The organism is Acinetobacter sp. PK01 (genome assembly GCF_022819285.1).
Classification (GTDB): Bacteria; Pseudomonadota; Gammaproteobacteria; order Pseudomonadales; family Moraxellaceae; genus Acinetobacter; species Acinetobacter tandoii.
This window is the reverse complement of sequence record NZ_CP094644.1, coordinates 1-19536: the sequence shown is the minus strand read 5'-3', so window position 1 is coordinate 19536 and position 19536 is coordinate 1. Positions and strand designations below refer to the sequence as shown.

Sequence of the window (19536 nt, the reverse complement as noted above, 5' to 3'; positions counted from 1 at the left end):
GTGTTGGATAATGAAGCAAAAATTTGGGGCGAGGTTTATGAAATCGGAGCTAAACGTGGGGCAATCATGGCTTTGTTGGACGCAAAGCTATTGCCAACTAATCATCCACTGGTTATCAGATGGAACCGTAAGCAGCTGATGGAGGTTCTTGCTGAGGTTAAAGCTGAACTATATGCAGATGTTGTGAATGCAACCGTTCACGAGAATATTGAGAAGTACTTTCATCATTTGATGAAAACCTCGTTCGGACATGGCTACACCAATACTCGTGAGTTCCTTCGAAAAATTAAACCGAAAGGCTCTCCACTGGCAAAGTCAGCAGATGCAAAACCGAACTGGGGCTTGGCTGGAATCTGGTGTCCCTTAACCTTACCAAGTGACACTACTCAAACTTGGATAGATGACTACACAACTGCAGAGCAGTTTGCAGCGATGGAGAAATATAAGTCTGAGACAACACAAACCTTCAAAGACCAGTTTAAAATTTATCAGGCTGATATGTTTAAGAAGGGAAATTTTGCTCGATCGGATTTCTTGGCAGTGATTCGTGTCCAATCAACCTATCATGTCATGGTTCAGGAATACTCAATATTCTATGTCATCGGTGAACCTGAACAGTTCAATGCTAAAGATCCATATACATATCTGAATGAGTATAAACGGTATATCAAGCAATCCGAATCGCATAGTGTATTTTCTTATGTGAATGCTGAGGCTCAGGAAATTCCTTTCAAATTCACTGACAAATTACGTGATTACCTGAAGGCGTTCGTTCGTAAAGAAAAGGTACTGTTTAAGATTGCCCAAGGTTGTTCTTATGCCACAACTTTTGCGGAATCCTTTAAGCGCACTCTGGATCCTGAACGACAATGTAAAATGCGTTTGAATGTGATTGCGATTACAAATAGGGGTAGTGAATACATCTCATCTGAATACTCGGATGATCACAAATCTCCAGAATTGGAAATGATGTTCCAATTGGGCCAGGAGTATCGGAAAAACCACCTGAGTATTGAGAATTTAGAGCAACGTAAAATTCTTCAAACTCAGATGTTAAATTTTTTGATGAGCAAGCCGACTTCAGAAATGAGGGACAAGCTCCATGAAAATATCACCGATATTGAATACGGTGAGGACTTAACCTTTTCGGTCACGGAACAACTCAAAGACTTTATTAATCCGAATGCTCCCTTGTCTTTGGAATACGTATTTGACCTGATCGACCAGTATGGTGATGTCGATGATCATAAGCAAAAGCTGAAGCAAATGGTCAAGGCTGAATTCAAACTTATTCAGAAGAAAAAGATCCTGAATAAGACCGCTTTTACTTTACGTGATTTGCATAAATGTGCCGTAGTGGTTGCCTTAAAAGAAAGTCAGCTCGGTAAAATTTCATATATTTGCCTGACAGGAACACCGGGTATTGGAAAAACTTCAAGCGTCAAGACTCTCTTGGCAGACTTGGAGGGGTTCTTTTTCTTCTACACAAGTCCACGAGTATTGATCAATGATGATGTAGTTGGGGATTTGTCTAAAATCTCAGCCACGATTACGAGTAATAGCGAGGTAGTGACGCAAGCCAAGCAGATTTATGCTGCTATCAATGGCAAGGAAAATCCTGTAAATGCTCGTGGAGGTGCAATCATTGGTGGTGTTGATAATCTGAAGTCATCGAATGGTTCAAGTGTATTGCTATTCAAGCAAGACGACTATCAAAAGATTAAGGACCTGGAGGAAAGTCAAAGTACCAGCAGACGATATGCAAATACATCCGATGCTAAAGTCACGGCGACCAACAAGAAATTTGCGAGAGTTTTTGATTCTCTTGGTGAGTCATCGCAGCAATTGCTAGATTGCCATCCTGAGATTAATCGACTCACCATGACTGTAGCGACTCAGGCATTCATGAAATATGACACCACGGCTGCTGGGCCAAGGAATCCAAGAGAAGGGCAAAGTAAAGCGAAGATCGCATCAAGTCTAGATGGTTTAAACAAGATGTTTAAAATCGACATCGATAAAAAACCTTCGGAAGCTAGGATGGAACGTGCAGCCTTTGCCAAGAAGTTCCCGAATATTGTGGTGATGTTTGATGAAATCACTGGGGATTCGGGTTGTCGGTCTTTCATTAATGAGATGCATAAGTTCTTGTCGAAGAACTTTATTGATCCATTTGATGGCAATTCGCCATTTACTGTGACAGTCATCCTTGCGGATGCTTCACTCAGTAATGTAAATGCAATCCAGAATTACATGAAGAAGTTGGATCCACTACCAGCCAAGATGTTTATTTCTCCTTCGGTTGGTAATTTCCCTTTCAAAATGCAGACAGCGGATATATGTGATGGAAAAGGGTTCAGACCAAGTATTCATATCATGGCGAACTGTTATCCAGCCACTGAGCTGAAAATTAATTACATGCTGATGCAATATGCTATCAATCCTGAGAAGGATGAGATGGGCCTGGAGCGAAATTTAACGCAACAATTTAGATCTGAAATAGGTGAACGTTCCGAAGATACTGCCCTGACGTTGATCCATCGGCATTTATTGGCAGGGAAGAAGCAAGTCATCTATTTTGCCCAAGATAAAAATGCCTTAGCGAAGTTGAGGGATGCGATCATTCATGCTGGTAAAGTTGATCGATCCAAGATTGGTATTTTTGATAGTCAGGTTATGGGAAGCAATCGAGTTGACCTCCTAAAGAGAAAGGAAGAACTTGAAGTTGTTTTGATTACTTCAACTGCAGCAAGAGGTATTTCATTTCCAAACTGTGATGCCATTATTGCAGCGATGCCTCGCTTTGCAATTGAAGCCTCTATGATGGAAATTGCACAACTTGTATACCGTGGACGTGGTGGGTATTTAGATCCAGAAACGAAAGAATGGGTTAATGGTGATGAAAGAGACCGTACTTTGACCATTCTTGTTGAAGATTTTTACTTAACAACCAGTGATGCATTTCAATCTGAACTGGAATATAAAATTAAAAGCTCCTTGGACATGCTCTCTATTTTTATGTTGATTCGAGGAACCTTGTTTACCCGAATCACTGGAGATGCTGGCTTTAAGAACTCGAATATTGCCATGATCCCGATTGGGGAAGTGAAGGATAAAGGCAATGGGAAACCGGGATTGGCCAAGCTGATTCGTGACTTTATGAAGGAGACCAATAGTGTTCTTTATAAAATGGCCTCAAATAAAGATGCAGGGGAGCTGGTTGGCCGCCTGAAAGCTGTTATGGATAAGGCTGAACGGTTGTATGGAGCACTAAACCTAAATTCGGTTTACAGCACTAAAACCAGCAGATTTCGTAGTTTCTATACGCCTGTCAAAGAAGCTGAATCTAGTGAACTTCAGTTCTACGAAAAGTGGTGCCGGGATAATCATTCTTTAAAATCAAGATTGTTGACGATCAGTGACTCTGAGGATAATTTAGCAATACCAGAGAATATTTACATCTCTGGGCCAATCATCTTGGAAGACAGGTCATTTTTTGGAAATAAGGAATCATTTCAACTAGCGAATGACAACAATGCTCAAGAATTACTAAAAGTATTTTGGGGCGAGCTAATAGCGATTAAGGGTCATCCTCAATTGAACACTTATAAAAATATTCAGAAATATATCAAGGAAATTCTGAATATGATTACTGCTGTTCGTGAGTCTGAAAGCGATAGTTATATTAAGGAAGTAGAGCAACAAGGCATGATCCGTAAACTATGGTTGGCGTATCCAGTTTGTTCAAATGAGTTGGTCAAAATCGCTGACAAGAGCTTCGATGTTGATTGGTTTGATACCTTGAGTTTTGAATTGAAGGCGAGGAATGCTGAATATCCAGTTGTGCCCGAATATAAGGATCATCCATTCCGTGGAACAGATCAATTGTCTGGCCATCCAGTATTTGAAACGTTATTTGAGCAATCCAATTTTATGTTATGTCGTGAATTGAATTTGGTAAATGCGCTGACGATGTTCAATGAGTAGGAATCGAGTTAGTTAAATAAAAAATCATACGAAGAAGAGAAACTCGAGTTAAAATAGCCTAAGCAATTTGATAAGAGGAATAATGTAAAAGCATTAAGCCAGGCGAATCAAAGCCGAAAGATAAGTGATCTTTGCTAGACAAATATAAAGACAAAGCAATCTTATTGATGGAAGAGGTTAAAGATATTAAGTTGATTGAAAATAACCTAAATTAGCACCCAGCAAAACATCAGCACAAACAGTAGTCTAATGAAAACTCAACATTAGATTTTAGCTTGAGTTATGCTTTGTTAAGAAAATTTAAGTGTCTCTTTTCTTAGTATTTCCGCGAATAACGATTTAGTATTGTTATTCGCTTAATTTTAAAACAAGATATCAACTATTTAATATTGTGATTTTAGCTTTTTAAGCATGCCTTTAATTGGGTTTGATAAAATTGAGAAGGGGAAAATAATGCTAGAAGATGAAAATAACCAACAACATGATCCACAATATTCATTACACGTTGATTGTGCTTCAGCTTTGAGTTTTGTCTTACAACAAAATTCAGTGCCTCTTATTCGGCAAGTTCTAATCTCTTCCACTGAAACAACTTCTGGTTCTCGAATTGTTATTCGTTCAAATCCTGAGTATTTCAAAGAACATACCATCAATATTGCGAGCTTAGAAGGTAATCAAGTTTTGGCTCTTGATAAACCAAAATTAGTTTTTGATATTAAACTATTGCAGGAGTTACCTGAGAATCTTAAAGGCAGTATTGAAATACTTTGGTTGAATGAAAGAGACGAGATACTGGCAGAGCAGCGGGTAGAGATTGATTTATTAACTATTGATACTTGGGGTGGGGAACGCCAACCCATAGAATTATTGGCGAGTTTTTCACAACCCAATGCTTCAGCACTCAGCCCGATTTTGGTAAAGGCCAGTGAAATTTTAAAAACAAAAGAACTAGGTTCATTAAATGGTTATCAAGACCGAGATCGAGATTCTGTTTTATCTCAGCTGAATGCGTTATGGGAATCTTTATTACAACAAGATATTCATTATATTGTTAACCCAGCAAGCTTTATTAAATCGGGCCAAAGAATACGTTTGGCAAAGCAGATATTTGACGAGAAGCTAGCATGTTGTTTAGACACGACAATACTTTTAAGTGCCTTGGCTGAACAAATAGGCTTAGATACTTTACTTATTATTGAAGAAGGACATTCGTATCTTGGTATTTGGTTAAATGAGACGCCAAATGTTGACTTGATTATTGATGATATTCAAGCCTTAAGAAAGCGTTATGATTTGGGTGAAGTTGTTTTTCTAGAAACAACGCTGCTCACACAACAAGCAAAGTTTGCATCCGCACTTGAAACAGCAAAACAGTACATTAAGGATGAATCCCGCCAGCATAAGTTCTATCTTGCGATTGATGTTCGCCAGTCTCGGTTGCGAGGCATTAAACCAATTTCCTCATACCAGGATAAGAAAAATCATTTGGATGAAACAGAAATTGAATGGGCACCTGCATCCATTCCTGTTTACGATCTTGAACGTCCAGTTGAAAGTAAAACCACTAGGGTTGACCGCTGGTTGCGTCGTTTACTCGATCTAAGTCTTCGTAACAAGCTCTTAAACTTTAAGGACAATCGTTACAGCATTCCCTTACAATGTCCTGAGTTAACACTGGGTAAACTTGAAGATGCATTGGCGAACCAAGAGGGTTTCTTATTTAAGGGGGTTGATAGCATCTCGCTAAAAGACGTCCAGCGTGACAATGAAAGCCAGCATATCAATCAATATGTTGATGAGAGCCTGTCCAGAAAACTATTGTTTAGTCCACTCGATACACCCTTATTGGAAAAGCGCTTAATTGAGGTTTACCGTGCCTCACGTACTGCTTTGGAAGAGGGCGGAGCGAATACACTATTTCTTGCGATCGGTTTCTTGGAATGGAAAGAATCAGAGCGATCAAAACGCACCTTTAAAGCGCCTCTACTGCTTATTCCTGTGCAGATCACTCGCGAGACCGCTAAAACAGGTTATCGCCTGTTTATGTATGATGATGAGCCTCGCTTTAATTCGACCTTATTACAATTATTAAGACAGGATTTTGAACTAGATATTTCGGGTTTAAATCCTTTGCCTACAGATGATTCTGGTATAGATGTTAATCAAGTCTTACATATTGTGCGTAAGGCTATTGTGAATATAGCAGGATGGGAGGTTAAAGCTGAGGCTGCCATTGGTCAGTTCTCATTTTCAAAATATTTAATGTGGCTTGATTTGTCTACACGAATGGATCAACTTAAAAATCAATCTGTAGTAAATCATCTTATTGAAACACCACGAGAACCATTCATTAAGCAAGATGATTTTCCGCAACCAGCTCAACTAGACCAACAATATCAACCGCAACAATTATTTACACCATTATCGTCTGACTCTTCACAGCTAGCAGCAGTGATGTCCGCCGCATTAGGACGTACTTTTGTACTTTCGGGCCCTCCTGGTACAGGTAAGTCGCAGACCATTACCAATATGATTTCACAATGTCTAGCAGATGGAAAATCCGTGTTATTCGTTTCGGAAAAAATGGCTGCTTTAGAGGTTGTCTATCGTCGTTTGACACAGATTGGTTTGAGTGAGTTGTGCTTGCAGTTACATTCTTCCAAAGCTCAGAAAATGGAGGTTTTGGATCAACTACGGGAAAGAGCACAGAAAAACAATGATCCATACTTTCTAAGTGCTCAGCCAAAGACAACTGAATGGCAGAAGCTATCGGACAGATTAATCCAGTCACGTGATGAACTGAATCAGCACGTAAATAACCTGCATACCGTACATGCGATTGGTTGGAGTCTGTATGCAGCAATGAGTGATGAACTTTGTTATCGGAATACACCACATTTACGGTTTCCTGAGATTAATATCGCGACATTGACATTAGAAAAGCGTGAATTGCTGAATAAGACTGTGACACAAGCGGTAAGCTTGCGTCAGCTAGTGAATGAAAATGCTAAAGACGTATTGGATGGTTTTGCGGAGGGCTTGTCTGAACCTATTTGGAGTCTGGCATGGCAGGAGCAATATCAGCTATTACAGGACCAACTTATCGGTCAGATACAGCAATTACAAAAGTCTATTTCTGCTTGGCAACAGGCTTTTGGATTCAGTGAGAAGCAAAATCTGAGTCTGGTTAAGCAGGATGTTTCGATTTTTAAGGCAATATCTAAACTAGTTCAGCAAACAGATTTAAAACTATTAAATACGATTAAAGATATCGATTTAAAAACCATTACCCAGACAAAATACTTAACGCAGGATCTTAAGCAACAGCGTTCTTCATTAGTAGGGCAATACCAATCTCAAATTTATCAAGCAGATTTAAGTCAAATGGGCTCTAAATGGCGTGAAGCAGAATCAAAAATGTTCCCATTTTCATGGTTCGCTAAATTCCAGTTGAGAAACTTAGTCAAGACCTATCAAGACTCGACTCAACGCCCAACAGCGTTGGCAGTTGCACATGACTTACCTATCTTGCAACATATCCAAAGCCAACAACGACAGTTTACTGAATGTGAAAAACAGTTAGCGAATGAGCTTGGTTCTTATTGGCAGGGTGAAGATAGCGCGTGGCAAAGTTTTGAAACTATTCACAATCAGTGGCAAGAAATTAAGCAGATAGTTGCGTCGTCAATTACCGATCAAGCAACTTTATTAAAAGCGGTAGAGTTCAGTAAAAATCATGATTTGGATGAACTGACGCAAAAGATAGCTCAGGTGGAGAATACATTCAGTCAATTGCTGAATGATCATGTACTGAAGGGTGATATTGAGATTACCGCATATTCAGATATTGATTTTAATGAAATTATCGAAAGACAACAGCAATTGCAGCAATATGGGCTAGCTTGGAGGCATTGGTTAAATTGGCAGGCGATTAAAAGCCAGCTTATTAAAAGTGGCTTAAAACCATTGGCATTTGAACTTCTGCATGCCCCACTGGATTTGGATGCTGCCCTAAAACGCCTGAATATTAATTTAGAGAGACACTGGATTACACATAAGTTTAGCCAGCATCCAGAGTTAAATCAATTTAACAGCCAACAACATGAACAGAAAATAATGTCCTTTGCCCAGCAGGATAAAGAACACCAACTTGCTGCAAGCCAGGAAATTATTCACCGTTGGAATAATATTTTTACAGAACAAAACCAGTACAAAGGGCAATGGACTGTTCTTAACAAAGAGTTGGGTAAGAAACGCCGTCATATTCCTGTACGAGAGTTGATGCGTCAAATTCCTGATGTTTTAGTTGGCTTGAAACCATGTTTATTAATGAGTCCATTATCAGTTGCCCAATATCTGGACACAGAAGCAAAATTTGATGTAGTAATTTTCGATGAAGCATCACAGATTCCTGTATGGGATGCAATTGGTGCATTAGCGAGGGGTAAACAGTCAATCGTGGTGGGTGATAATAAACAAATGCCACCAACCAGTTTCTTTGGTAAAGGCGATTCTGAAGAAGAAATTGATGAGGAGGTTACTGAAGATCTGGAGAGTATTTTAGATGAATGCCTTGCTGCTCAGTTACCAGAATTAGCTTTGAACTGGCATTACCGTAGTCGTTACGAAAGCCTGATTCAGTTTAGTAATCAGAAATACTACAAAGGTGGTTTATTTACTTTCCCTGCACCTGTTGCTAAGGACACAGCTGTAAAATTGCATGTGGTTGATGGAGTCTATGACAAAGGGGATACACGTACCAATCCGAATGAAGCTAAGGCAATTGTTGAATTCATTATTCAGCATTTACAGTCACAGTTAGGGCAAGAGAATCCTTTGACTCTAGGGGTGGTCACTTTCAATATGACTCAGCAGAAGTTGATTGAAGATTTACTGGATAATGAATTGGCAAATCATCCAGAGTTAGAGACATTGAGTAAATCAGGCATTGAGCATTTATTTGTTAAAAATTTAGAGAATGTGCAAGGGGATGAACGCGATATTATCGTTTTCTCAATTACTTACGCAAAAGACCGTGATGGCCGCTTATCTATGAATTTTGGTGCACTTAACCGTCAAGGTGGTCAGCGCCGTCTAAATGTAGCAATTACTCGCGCTCGTCAAGGATTACATGTTTTCTCGGCCTTAAGTCCAGAAGAAATTAATTTGGCACGCACCAATAGTGAGGGTGTAAGGGATCTAAAAGATTTCTTAGTTTTTGCTCGTAGTGGTCAGCTGCATTTAAATTATGTTGATCAAAACAAACAGCAGACTAAAAAAGAATTTGTACAGTACTTACAGAATAGGCTTCAAGAAAAAGGTTGGAGCGTGGACCTCGGAATAGGTCAGGGAGATAGCTGTGTAGATCTAGCTATTAAAGATGACTTGCATGCAGATAGCTATATTGTAGGTATTCTAGTCGATGGTGAAAATTATGCAAAAGCAGCTACAGCAAGAGACCGTGATCAGCTCAAACCAACAGTATTAAATGGGTTAGGCTGGCAGGTATTATCTGTGTGGACAGTTGACTGGTGGCTGGATCCAGAGCAGAACTTAACTAAATTGGTAAAAGAATTGGAAGAGATCAAAATAAATCAACAGGTTGCTTAAATTGTCTGAAAATTTTGAGATGAAAAGCATGCTTTAAATCAAGTCATTGACTTGGGCTGTATGGTCCATGCGAGTCGTAAATTCCATGAACTGCATGTGACGGGGAAAAGTCAGATCAATGAACAGGAATTTTTAAGGTCATCAGATTAAGTGCATTCTGATAATGAATAAAGTGCCGTTTGGCGCTTTATTCATCCTAGCCCTTCAATATTGCAAAATGCGATAATTGGTTTATACTTGATTTATAGCAAAATGCGATAAAATGTTATGCATGTGATCACCCACGCTCGAATTATAGAAGCAATGCACAAGTGGCCACAGGCTGAAACGGCATTAGATGGTTGGTATCGAATCATAAAGGCAAACGATCCGAAAGATTTTGCTGAGATGAAACAGCTCTTTCCAGCGGTCGATAAAGTTGGAAAGTTCCATGTGTTCGATATTGGCGGGAACAAGATCCGACTTATTGCAGTCGTGATGTATCAGGCGAAACGTGTGTATATCCGTCATGTCTTGTCCCATAAAGAATATGACAAAGGTCATTGGAAGGAAGGTTAGTATGAACGCGATGATTAAACAGGCCGTAGACCACTGGCACTACGTTGCACCATTGCTCAGCAAGCCAGAAAATGAAGAAGACTTTCATACACTTGTTGAAGCTTTAGATGAACTTTTAGATACCGTTGGTGATGATGAGTCTCATCCTTTAATGGGGCTTATTCATCAGCTTGGTGATCTGGTTTCTGATTATGAAAATGAGCATCTTCCTATGCCTAAAGGGGATGGTCGCGCTGCTTTGGCTTTTTTGATGGAGCAACATGGTTTAGGTCAGTCTGACTTAGCAGAGGTTGCAACCCAATCTGTGATTTCTGAGATTTTAAGTGGTAAACGCCAACTGAATATTCGTCATATTAAGGCATTGTCTGAGCGGTTTAATGTATCGGCAGATACGTTTTTCTAAAAGATAGGGCGCCGTGAGGCGCTCTATTAGTAATCAATTTGAATTTCTCGTTAGTCTTGATATTTCAATTTACAAAGTCTACGTGCCTATAATCGCTTTATTCCTTCGTTAAGAATCACAAAAACGGTAATAAATAAAAAAACCACTATATAAAATTATCATTGAAATACTGCTCATTGTAGCTTTATGCAGTAAAGTTTTTTGCTTTCTGCACTTAATAAAGTGAACCGTACCGAGTTTGTCTGAGACAAACTTTCTTGACGAATATGGCAACATTCTAACGCCATTTCAATATAGTGTTGCGTATAATTATACAATGAATAGCAAAGACATTATTAAGTGTCTAGAGCAGGAAGGCTGGTACAAAGTGGGAGATAAAGGCGACCATGAGAAATAAAAGCCTCCTGAAAAATCTGGTCATGTTGTAGTTCCTCCCCCGAGGAAAGACATGCCGATTGGCACTTTACGCAATATTTATAAACAGGCTGGTTGGGAGTGGAGGTAAATATGTTATATCCAGTATATGTTCATAAAGATGAAGATACTGCATACGGCTTAACTTTTCCTGACTTTGAAGGGTGTTTTAGTGCAGCGGATGAAATGCAAGATATTCAACGCATGGCGCAAGAGGCTGTAGAGCTTCATTTTGATGGCGAGGAATCAAAATTACCAAAACCATCAAGCCCTGAACAATGGTTGGGTGATGAGCGATTTCAAGATGGGTTCTGGTTGTTGATTGATATTGATACAAGCAAAATCAGTCCGTATCAATGTCAGTATGTCAGAGTCTTTGGTCAAACGTCTTGATGCTGTTGCAAAAAGATAGCATTTAAGTCGATCTGCCTTTTTGGCAAAAAAAGTGCAGAATTAGCACTACACGATTAAGATCTTAAGAGAGCAACTACCCGTCTACATGGCGGTTTTTTTTTGCGTAATTTATGAAAAATACCGATCTTCTTAGCGCTGATAAGGGATATGACTCGAAAGCTTTGAGAGAGCAGATAGAAAGAAAATCCACAAATGTTAAATGAACTCTGGCTTAAATAGCCTAAGCAAACTGAAAAGGGGGAATTGTTTAAAAATCTCTCTGGTTATAAGTAAGCTGTCTTTATGAAAAGCATCATGCTAACTTTGATTCATAATAAGGGGAATTTAAAAGCTTTAGCATCACAGTTTGATTGCTGGATTTACGAAAATGGTGTGAAGATTAGCACTTTGGTAAATCGATGAGCTAAAGTGTTGTAGTCCAAACTCGATCTGACAGTTACCCATTTTTTAGTGGGCCCGTCAGGTTAAATTTGAGCTGATTTTTTCTCAGCCCAAATTCGCTTCCAATTAAGTAATGTTTCAAGTGGTGTGCGACCACTGCACAACTTAATTTACTGTTCCCAACACTGGTATCAACTTTGGTCCAGCCATTCTTGCTTTACTAATAATCTCCACCAACTCATCATAAGTCAGTTCAAACTTATCTTCGCTATCAAAAACATAAACCATGTCCTTGCCTTTAAGTTCAGGTGGCGTAGGTGGTACAAATCTTTTCGGGATAAGGATTTGAGTAATTTGTTCGTCAGTTAATTTAAATAAATGCATGTTTTATCCCACTCTTGGTAAGTCAGACCATTTTGTTAAATATGATGGTGATCTAAGGTTTTGATTCATGTGCCATGAGGCTTCTCGATTGTTGGCTATCCCCAACGTGACAAGATTCTTCCCAAACCGCTCACTGATGGATTCAATGGCATCAGAAAGTTTTTCGCGCTCTTGCTTATGTGAATAGTCCGTGAATAGATCGGGCACAAACTTGGATTTATCCGTGATTTCGAGCAGAACGATTCCTGCCTTTTTATACTTAAAACCCTTCTTAAATATCTGATCGATACCTTTCATCGCAGCCTTGGTGATAATCAGTAGATCATCAGTATGCTCATGCATCTGAACCACGATGTAAGGTGAGTAACGCTCAGTCTTATCAAAGCGACTGGTTTGGATATAAACACCGATCATCTTGCAGATTGAGCCATCTTCCCGCATTCGCTTTACGGCTCTGGCCACATAAAGCCGGACAGAAGCTTTGATGTCATCCTTTTCATACACTGGGTTGCCATATGAACGACTGCTGATGATTTGCTTCTTCGCTACAGCATCATCTGTCAGGTCAATACAAGAGAGACCCTGTAGCTCAAGCACCGTCTTTTCCATCACGATACTGAACTGCTTTTTGATTTCTTTAGGGTTGGCATTGATGAGATCCAGCACAGACTGAACACCCATGGCATTGAGCTTCTTACAGTTCTGCCTGCCGACGCCCCAAATCTCAGACACATCGACCTGCGCGAGTAGCGTTTCTGTAGAGCATGGGTCCATATGAGCCAGATTACACACCCCATTGAAGAACTTGTTCTTCTTGGCGAGATGATTGGCAATCTTGGCTTCAGTTTTAGAGCGACCGATTCCAATACAGCAGGGTAGTCCTAACCAGCGCCAAGCCTTAGCTCTCATGTCCTGCGCATATTCAGTCAGGTCAAATAAATGCTCATAAGCTGTAAGTTTTAAGAAGCATTCATCAATGGAATAGACCTCTTGATCTCCTGGTGCAACATAATCCCCAAGCAGCTCCATAAAGCGCTTGGACATTTCGCCATATAATGAGAAATTACTGGATAGCACCTGAATGTTATGTTGTTTGATCAGGTCCTGAATTTGGAATACAGGAACACCCATCTTGATACCTAAGTCTTTCGCTTCTTGGCTTCTCGCTACAGCACAGCCGTCATTGTTGCTGAGCACAATGGTCGGGCGATCATTCAAGGCAGGATTAAACACACGCTCACACGAGACGTAGCAATTATTCACGTCGACTAACGCGAATATTTCATTTTCACTTTGCATGGTTATTCTTCTTTTTATGAGCGGTGATAAATACGCTTTAAATTAAAAGTCACCACACCCCAGATTGAGATGGTCTGACTGTCATCAGGAATGATGTGATTGTAATTCGAATTTTCAGCCTTTAACCAAAGTTCTGGAAGAGGATAATCTTCATCTCCAAATATCTCTTTGATTTCAGACTTGGACATCTTATTGGTGATCATCAGCCGCTTAATGGTCGAGGCGCTATTATCAATCAGGGCAACGACGATGTCGTAATGCTTGGCTTCAATACTGCGATCAATAATGATTGGATCATTAATCTCTAGGCCAGCATCAAGCATGGATTCACTGTCTACATAAGCAATGAACGTAGAAATAGGGTTGTGGATCAGGAACTCATTCAGATCGAGCGCTTTGTCTTGCTCATCCTTGGTGCTGAAGGCTGGACCTGCAGGAATACGCTCTAAAGAGACGGGAATGGATACTTTGGATTTGGGTAGGACTGCAGTAAGCCCTAATTTCTCAACAAGCTCATTTTGAACAGCGATTTGTTCAAGCACAGTGTTAATGGTAGGGCTTGGCTTACCCTCTGGACCCATGAGCTCTTGTAAAGATGACCATGCGTCGTCAGAGAAGTAGATAGGCAACTTCTTAGACATGTGATACTCCTACGCTACGGTGGCGTGTTTGGAAGTAGAATTTGTTTAAATAGGATATTACTAACAGCGTTTAAAATTCAAATTTAAAAAGTTGTGGATAAACAAGGATGCGTCAGAATAAGACGTTTTGTTTCTGCTCATCGCGTGGAAAAGTGACGAATTCATCAGGCATTTGAAAGAAATATTCATGCGCGTGTTCATGATCTGCTGTTAGCCAGTCTTTTCTGTACTGCTCTGGAATAACGATGATGGATCGCTTCTCATCCTTCGGTGCATGGAATTGCTTCATGAAGGGGTGATGATCAGAATTGATGGTTAACATCGAAAAGGAGCGTACCTTATTGCCATCAATCACCGCATCATCATAGATCCCTGCAACCGTGAAAGGTTGATCATCTTTACGCTTAATGGTGTACCAGTGCGGCTTACCATTGATGTATTTGGGTTCATAGAACTCTTGAACAGGAACTAGGCAAAACTTACTGTACTTCCATGCATGTCGGAAGCTTGGCTTATCTGCTACAAACTCGGTTCTGGCATTATAAGTATGACTGCTAAACTTCAATTCTTTCGCCCAGCTTGGTAGCAAGCCAAACTTTGCGATATCAAGTTCCAAATGTTCTGAACCATTCAGAATGATTGGAGCATGATAGGAAGGAAAAACATGATCCTTAAGCTCAAGATTGGACTGACTGGTATCGACACCAAAGAGTGTCAAATTTCTTTTACTTGGAAATAGGTAATTTGAGCACATGATTATCTTACCCTTAAGTGTCACATTTCGAATTATTTACCTGAAAGTGATCTATATATTCATTTCATTAAAAGAAAGGAGTTTTAGCTTTTGGCTGTTGTGTTAGTTTTGGATATCGAGTCAATGGTGACTTGCCAATGCTCATAAAGTTTTGATAAATATTTTTTCACGATGCCATTTCATATATTTTTCATGAGAGGGCTGAAGAGCCACCTTAGTATCTTTCAGAATACCAAGCGTATTACGAACGTCATTAGATAAGGCCTTCGAAATAAGAATTTTTCCGTCATCTTTAAATGAAATGAGTCCTTTATCAAAAAGTGCATCAAAGTTAGGGGAAAGGAGTAATCCATTAAATTTATCTAAACGCTCTTCGTTTGTAGAGTCTCTCCAGGGTTTAATATGAGAAGCGCGTAAAATATCAATATAGATACAACCACTCGCACAACATTTACCCCACATGCTAATTAGTTCTTTTCTGAAATTTCCTTGTCCGATACGAGCATTTATAAGCTGCTGCTTAACAGTTTTGTTTAATTTTGGGGCATTTTTGATGTTGTTCTCAATATCATCTTCAATAATAATTTTAATTTCATCAGTAACCCAATATTTCCTTTTCTTATTATCGGGTTTTATACCATGATTCTTACAAAATTCTAAAAATTGTGTTTCTAAAGTAGAATTATCACTAGGAATGGATTTAAAAATTTTGGTGATGGCTACATTAGTTGCTCGCCCATTTTTGCCATCATTTTCAGAGTGAATTTCTAAATTGTTATCGATATATCCTATAAACCTTGAAGGTGCAAAAGCGATGCCTGAATCAGACATGTAAGGTACAAAGCATTGGCCTTTCTGTATTAACTTTAAGTACTGACCTAAAGTTACTTGTGAAGTGCCTTTAGATTTTTCAAATTCTTTAATATTATTTCTTATTTGGTCAGTATTGGTAACAACATCCATTAATTATTCCTCAGAATAAGTGTCATTTATTAATTTGTTATGTGCTCAAAGATGATGCGGTTATAGTAAAGTGTGCATTAATCTTTAAATGTTTCATTCAAAGCCTGCTGAACAGCATCCACACGTGACTTACAGGCTTTGTAAGCATTCATCGATTCTTCAACAATTTTCATCAAATTATCGATATCTGGCTGTTCTTGAGATTCAAGAAGCTCAGAATTTTTCTGCAGAATATCGAATCCCTCTTTAAAGCTTAATTCTTTCTTAGTCATTCTTAATCACCTGCGTCACATTGGCTTCGATTAGACCATCCTGCAGTTCTACTTGGATGGCTTTACCTGATATTTGTTGGATAGAACGAATAGCCTTACCTTCACTACGGACAATCCCGTAGCCTTTGGCCATTACATTTCTAGGGTTTTGTAAAAGAGTCTCACGGAGTAAGCCTTCAATTTGATTTGAGGCAAGTTTCAATTGAGATTGAGCAAAGTATTGGGTATCGCTCTTCATTAACTCGAGCGTTCTGTTTGCTTCATTGATTTGGTTTTGAGCAAGCGTCTTTATGACTTTGATGTATTGATCATTCTGACCTTGATACGCCGAGATTTGATGTTGAGAGAGCAGCTTTATCTTCTGTAGAGATTCAAGCACGTTCTGAACTCGCTCCTGGATCAGATTTCGAATCCCGCCAATCACTTTACTCGGGGTGTCAAAAGAACGGTTGGCCACTTCATCTAAAATTGTACGGTCTTTTTCGTGGCCAATACCTACCCAGATCGGTACTGAACGTTTACAGAGTAGGGCGGCCAAATCATAGTCATTCAAATAGGCAAGATCATTAACTGCACCACCACCTCGGATAATCACAATCAGATCAGGAGGGGAATCGAAATCAGTTGCCCATTGCCTTAAACCTGCACTTAAAGATTCAATGATACTGGTAGGGGCTGTATTACCTTGGAATGTTGCTGAGTGATAGACAAAGTGACACACACCAGCGCGATCTAGCACATCGGCATCCTTTCGGAAGTCACCTAGACCTGCAGCATTCTCAGGGGCAATCACCAGGACATTTTGAATATCGAAGGGTGTTGGAAGCCCCTTGTTTTTATTAACCAATCCTTCAGTGGTTAGCTTCTCAAGAATTTGCTGATAGCGCCGTGCAATGTCACCAAGGGTGTAACTTGAATCAATATCTTCGACGTTGACTGAAAAGCCGTACTGGGGATCAAAGCGAGCTTTTACCTTGATCAACACATTGAGATCTTTAGATAGCTCAACTCCGCTTTCACGCTCAAACTTAAGAACCATTTTAGCTGCTGAGAACTTCCAAATAGTTGCTCTACAGCTGGCGACCAGCTTATCCGTATGCTCATCTTTTTCAGCAAGCTCTAAATAGTAATGTCCACCTTTGATACTTAGGTTGCGAACCTCAGCTTTTACCCATACAGGTTCATTGAAAGCAATTTGAATCACTTCCTGAACACTAGACAGGTATTGGCTTAGTGATAATTGAGTATCAAGCATATTGTTTTTTAAATCTGAATACGATTCGAAACTTTGACTGGTAGAAGTGTCTGGTTTTTTTGCAGAATGCTGTTGTACACATTCACATCACCAACAGTTTGAATAGATAAAACTAAAGAATATTTAATAGGAGGCAATTCTGAAATTTCAGTCGAGGCCCCTTGCTCTCTAGCATGATATTTGACATCAAATAAAGGATCATCAAGAGTTGATAATTTAAATCTTTGGCTCCTCGATATTGTTGTTTCCCATTTATGTGCATCTTCTCGTAATTCATCTTCAGTGAGATATAAGCTTTTACTTGAAAAGAAAGTTTTAGCATCAGGATGTTGTTGCTCATCATTTTTTTTATTTTGATTAGCCCTAAATGTAATATCCAAGCCTGACCGCGTGTAGTGTAAAGGATGCTCGGGATCTGTAATGGCATTGATACTAAATGTAGCTTTTAAAACAACCCACGTGCAATCCGCATCTTTCGGGACTGGAATCGGGATACGCAAGTGTTGATCTGGCTTAAGTTCTCCTTGAAATAAAATTGTAGCTTCATCATCTAAGCACTCTAATACTTCTTCTGGGTTGTGAGGTAGTTTTCCCCAGCCAACATCATTTTGCGAATGGTGTTCGGGCTTCGCTTTATGAATCATCAAGGCCTTTATAGAATTTGTTGTTAAGTCAAAATCTGTTAGTGCATCAATACCAGCTGCAACACGCATAGCAAGTGGAGAGGCAAAGCTGGTTCCCATAGTTGCTACTATTGAATGTGTAAGAGGAGAATAAAGATGAAACATTTCCTTTTCACTACCGCCAAATAAAACTCCATCCGGTTTGATTAGACCAGGACTTCTTCCTGGTCCTGTACAACTATAAGGTGCTCGTTCCCAATCATTACTCTGGCTATTTATTGCTCCTATGGCAAGACTATTGACCATGTCGCTAGGGGGTTGTATACGGCCTAATTCTCCAGGTAGATCACCATCATTGCCAATAGCAATTGTTGCTAAACAATGTCCATCTTGTAGATATTGATCAAGAACTGAAGTCCATACATGCACGTCATCATCATCGACTGCTATTTGAGGTCCTAGACTTAAATTAATATATTTATATTTCTTTTCTTTCAGTACAGCTTCAATTCTTGATAAGACATTGAATAAATCTGGATCTAGTTCATCTTCTGGAGAAAGGACTCTAACTATATCAACATTTGTATATGGCGTGCCTAACAATGCTGAACCAGGTTCATATGGTCCAAATAGATATGTTGAACAAACTTCACTGCCATGGGCTAAAAAGTGAGGATGGGAGGTGGAAACATCAGGAGGTATAATTTCTGTTGCTAAAGTTCCTAGGAGATGAGAATTCCCAAGGCCACCATCGAATATACAAACTTTAAACTTTTCAGAAAGTTTATAATTTTGAGGAAAGTTAAAAGGCTCTCTTAATTGAGTTCTTGTTAGATTTGGCTTATTGAAACGTAACTTAGGAATACTTCTTAATACACGTAAATGAGAAAATTCAGCAAGTTCTTCTTCAAGACCGTGTTCAATTGTTACAGGTATGAAAGTTAACCCTCCAACAATTTTAGATTTATTTTTTTCAGCATTTCCTCCTAGTTTATCAACATATTTTAGGAAAGCTTCTAAAATAGTACCCTCGTCTTCGGAAGCATGAATGACTACTTCAAGTTTATTTACTTCTCTAGTTGGATCTAAATTTTTAATCTTTTCTTCAGATTTAAAAATATCTACGCGTTCAATAGTACGAATAAAGTCTAGAGCGGTTTGATCTAAACGATTTTCTTCAACATCTTGAAGCATCTTTTGATAATCGGTTTTTTTACCAGATACATAAATGCATGACGTTACGGCAATATGTGGGTGTTTATGGGTAGCCCAGCTATCAGGTGAAATTTTTACAGATCTTGATCCTACATCTTTCATCCCAAATTTTTTAAAAAGTTTACGTGGGTAATAAGTTTTAGCTAGATATGAGGGGTGTTGAATAAATTTGACTACCACTTCGTCATTTGCACAAGCTTCTGTAGGTTTATTTTCGATTTCCCACATAATTTCTTCTAAATTATGTTGAAATCTTAGTCGTCCTTCTTCAAAAGAGTATGGGTGTTTCTTATCTCCACCTCCAGTTTTTATATTCACTGGATTGGTGAGGGTCTCACCATATCCTATTAGGAAGTTTTTCAT

Annotated in this window: 12 protein-coding genes and 2 pseudogenes; 6 read left to right on the top strand and 8 right to left on the bottom strand. The window is 39.2% G+C overall.

Features of this window, described 5'->3' with window-relative positions; genetic code table 11:
* The 6 genes and pseudogenes from MP622_RS16760 (at position 1) to MP622_RS16735 (ending at position 11384) form a co-directional block, all read left to right on the top strand.
* Positions 1-3987: a hypothetical protein gene (locus MP622_RS16760; protein WP_243793646.1), complete on the top strand. Its 3987-nt coding sequence runs from the start codon at positions 1-3 to the stop codon at positions 3985-3987.
* A gap of 453 nt (positions 3988-4440) precedes the next feature.
* Positions 4441-9597, top strand: coding sequence for a DUF4011 domain-containing protein (locus tag MP622_RS16755; protein WP_243793640.1), 5157 nt, complete (start codon positions 4441-4443; stop codon positions 9595-9597).
* Positions 9598-9864: 267 nt separating this feature from the next.
* Complete coding sequence (locus MP622_RS16750; RefSeq protein ID WP_243793638.1) at positions 9865-10155, top strand: type II toxin-antitoxin system HigB family toxin; 291 nt, start codon at positions 9865-9867, stop codon at positions 10153-10155.
* 1 nt (position 10156) lies between these two features.
* Entirely contained in the window at positions 10157-10558 is a 402-nt protein-coding gene (locus MP622_RS16745; protein ID WP_016165532.1) for a helix-turn-helix domain-containing protein, read from the top strand.
* Between the two features lie 316 nt (positions 10559-10874).
* Positions 10875-11063 (top strand): annotated as a pseudogene (locus tag MP622_RS16740) (type II toxin-antitoxin system HicA family toxin).
* Between the two features lie 2 nt (positions 11064-11065).
* A pseudogene (locus MP622_RS16735) lies at positions 11066-11384 on the top strand (type II toxin-antitoxin system HicB family antitoxin).
* 548 nt (positions 11385-11932) lie between these two features.
* On the opposite strand, the gene MP622_RS16730 reads toward MP622_RS16735, so the two are convergent.
* The 8 genes from MP622_RS16730 to MP622_RS16695 all read right to left on the bottom strand — a co-directional run bounded on the left by MP622_RS16730 (position 11933) and on the right by MP622_RS16695 (position 19536).
* On the bottom strand, positions 11933-12151 hold the full coding sequence (locus MP622_RS16730; RefSeq protein WP_243793636.1) for a hypothetical protein: 219 nt from the start codon (positions 12149-12151) through the stop codon (positions 11933-11935).
* 3 nt (positions 12152-12154) lie between these two features.
* Positions 12155-13450, bottom strand: coding sequence for a Y-family DNA polymerase (locus MP622_RS16725; RefSeq protein WP_243793634.1), 1296 nt, complete (start codon positions 13448-13450; stop codon positions 12155-12157).
* 14 nt (positions 13451-13464) lie between these two features.
* Positions 13465-14091 carry a S24 family peptidase gene (locus tag MP622_RS16720; protein ID WP_243793632.1) on the bottom strand — a complete coding sequence of 209 codons (627 nt, stop codon included), beginning with the start codon at positions 14089-14091 and terminating at the stop codon, positions 13465-13467.
* Between the two features lie 112 nt (positions 14092-14203).
* Complete coding sequence (locus MP622_RS16715; RefSeq protein WP_243793630.1) at positions 14204-14845, bottom strand: SOS response-associated peptidase family protein; 642 nt, start codon at positions 14843-14845, stop codon at positions 14204-14206.
* A gap of 141 nt (positions 14846-14986) precedes the next feature.
* The gene (locus MP622_RS16710) at positions 14987-15808 is read right to left on the bottom strand and encodes an HNH endonuclease (protein WP_243793629.1); all 822 of its coding nucleotides are present in this window, start codon (positions 15806-15808) and stop codon (positions 14987-14989) included.
* 77 nt (positions 15809-15885) lie between these two features.
* Positions 15886-16080: an exodeoxyribonuclease VII small subunit gene (gene xseB, locus MP622_RS16705; RefSeq protein WP_243793627.1), complete on the bottom strand. Its 195-nt coding sequence runs from the start codon at positions 16078-16080 to the stop codon at positions 15886-15888.
* Positions 16073-17335 (bottom strand): exodeoxyribonuclease VII large subunit, encoded by a 1263-nt coding sequence (gene xseA, locus MP622_RS16700; RefSeq protein WP_243793626.1) that lies wholly within the window; start codon positions 17333-17335, stop codon positions 16073-16075. The genes xseB and xseA overlap by 8 nt, the downstream gene beginning before the upstream one ends.
* Positions 17336-17343: 8 nt before the next feature.
* Positions 17344-19536 carry a S8 family peptidase gene (locus tag MP622_RS16695; RefSeq protein WP_243793624.1) on the bottom strand — a complete coding sequence of 731 codons (2193 nt, stop codon included), beginning with the start codon at positions 19534-19536 and terminating at the stop codon, positions 17344-17346.

Bases quoted from the DNA above. Each gene is read 5' to 3' on its own strand.
- MP622_RS16755 (WP_243793640.1), top strand. From the start codon at position 4,441: ATGCTAGAAGATGAAAATAACCAACAACATGATCCACAATATTCATTA.
- xseB (WP_243793627.1), bottom strand. From the start codon at position 16,080: ATGACTAAGAAAGAATTAAGCTTTAAAGAGGGATTCGATATTCTGCAG.
- MP622_RS16715 (WP_243793630.1), bottom strand. From the start codon at position 14,845: ATGTGCTCAAATTACCTATTTCCAAGTAAAAGAAATTTGACACTCTTT.
- MP622_RS16725 (WP_243793634.1), bottom strand. From the start codon at position 13,450: ATGCAAAGTGAAAATGAAATATTCGCGTTAGTCGACGTGAATAATTGC.
- MP622_RS16750 (WP_243793638.1), top strand. From the start codon at position 9,865: ATGCATGTGATCACCCACGCTCGAATTATAGAAGCAATGCACAAGTGG.
- xseA (WP_243793626.1), bottom strand. From the start codon at position 17,335: ATGCTTGATACTCAATTATCACTAAGCCAATACCTGTCTAGTGTTCAG.
- MP622_RS16720 (WP_243793632.1), bottom strand. From the start codon at position 14,091: ATGTCTAAGAAGTTGCCTATCTACTTCTCTGACGACGCATGGTCATCT.
- MP622_RS16730 (WP_243793636.1), bottom strand. From the start codon at position 12,151: ATGCATTTATTTAAATTAACTGACGAACAAATTACTCAAATCCTTATC.
- MP622_RS16710 (WP_243793629.1), bottom strand. From the start codon at position 15,808: ATGGATGTTGTTACCAATACTGACCAAATAAGAAATAATATTAAAGAA.
- MP622_RS16745 (WP_016165532.1), top strand. From the start codon at position 10,157: ATGAACGCGATGATTAAACAGGCCGTAGACCACTGGCACTACGTTGCA.
- MP622_RS16695 (WP_243793624.1), bottom strand. From the start codon at position 19,536: ATGAAAAACTTCCTAATAGGATATGGTGAGACCCTCACCAATCCAGTG.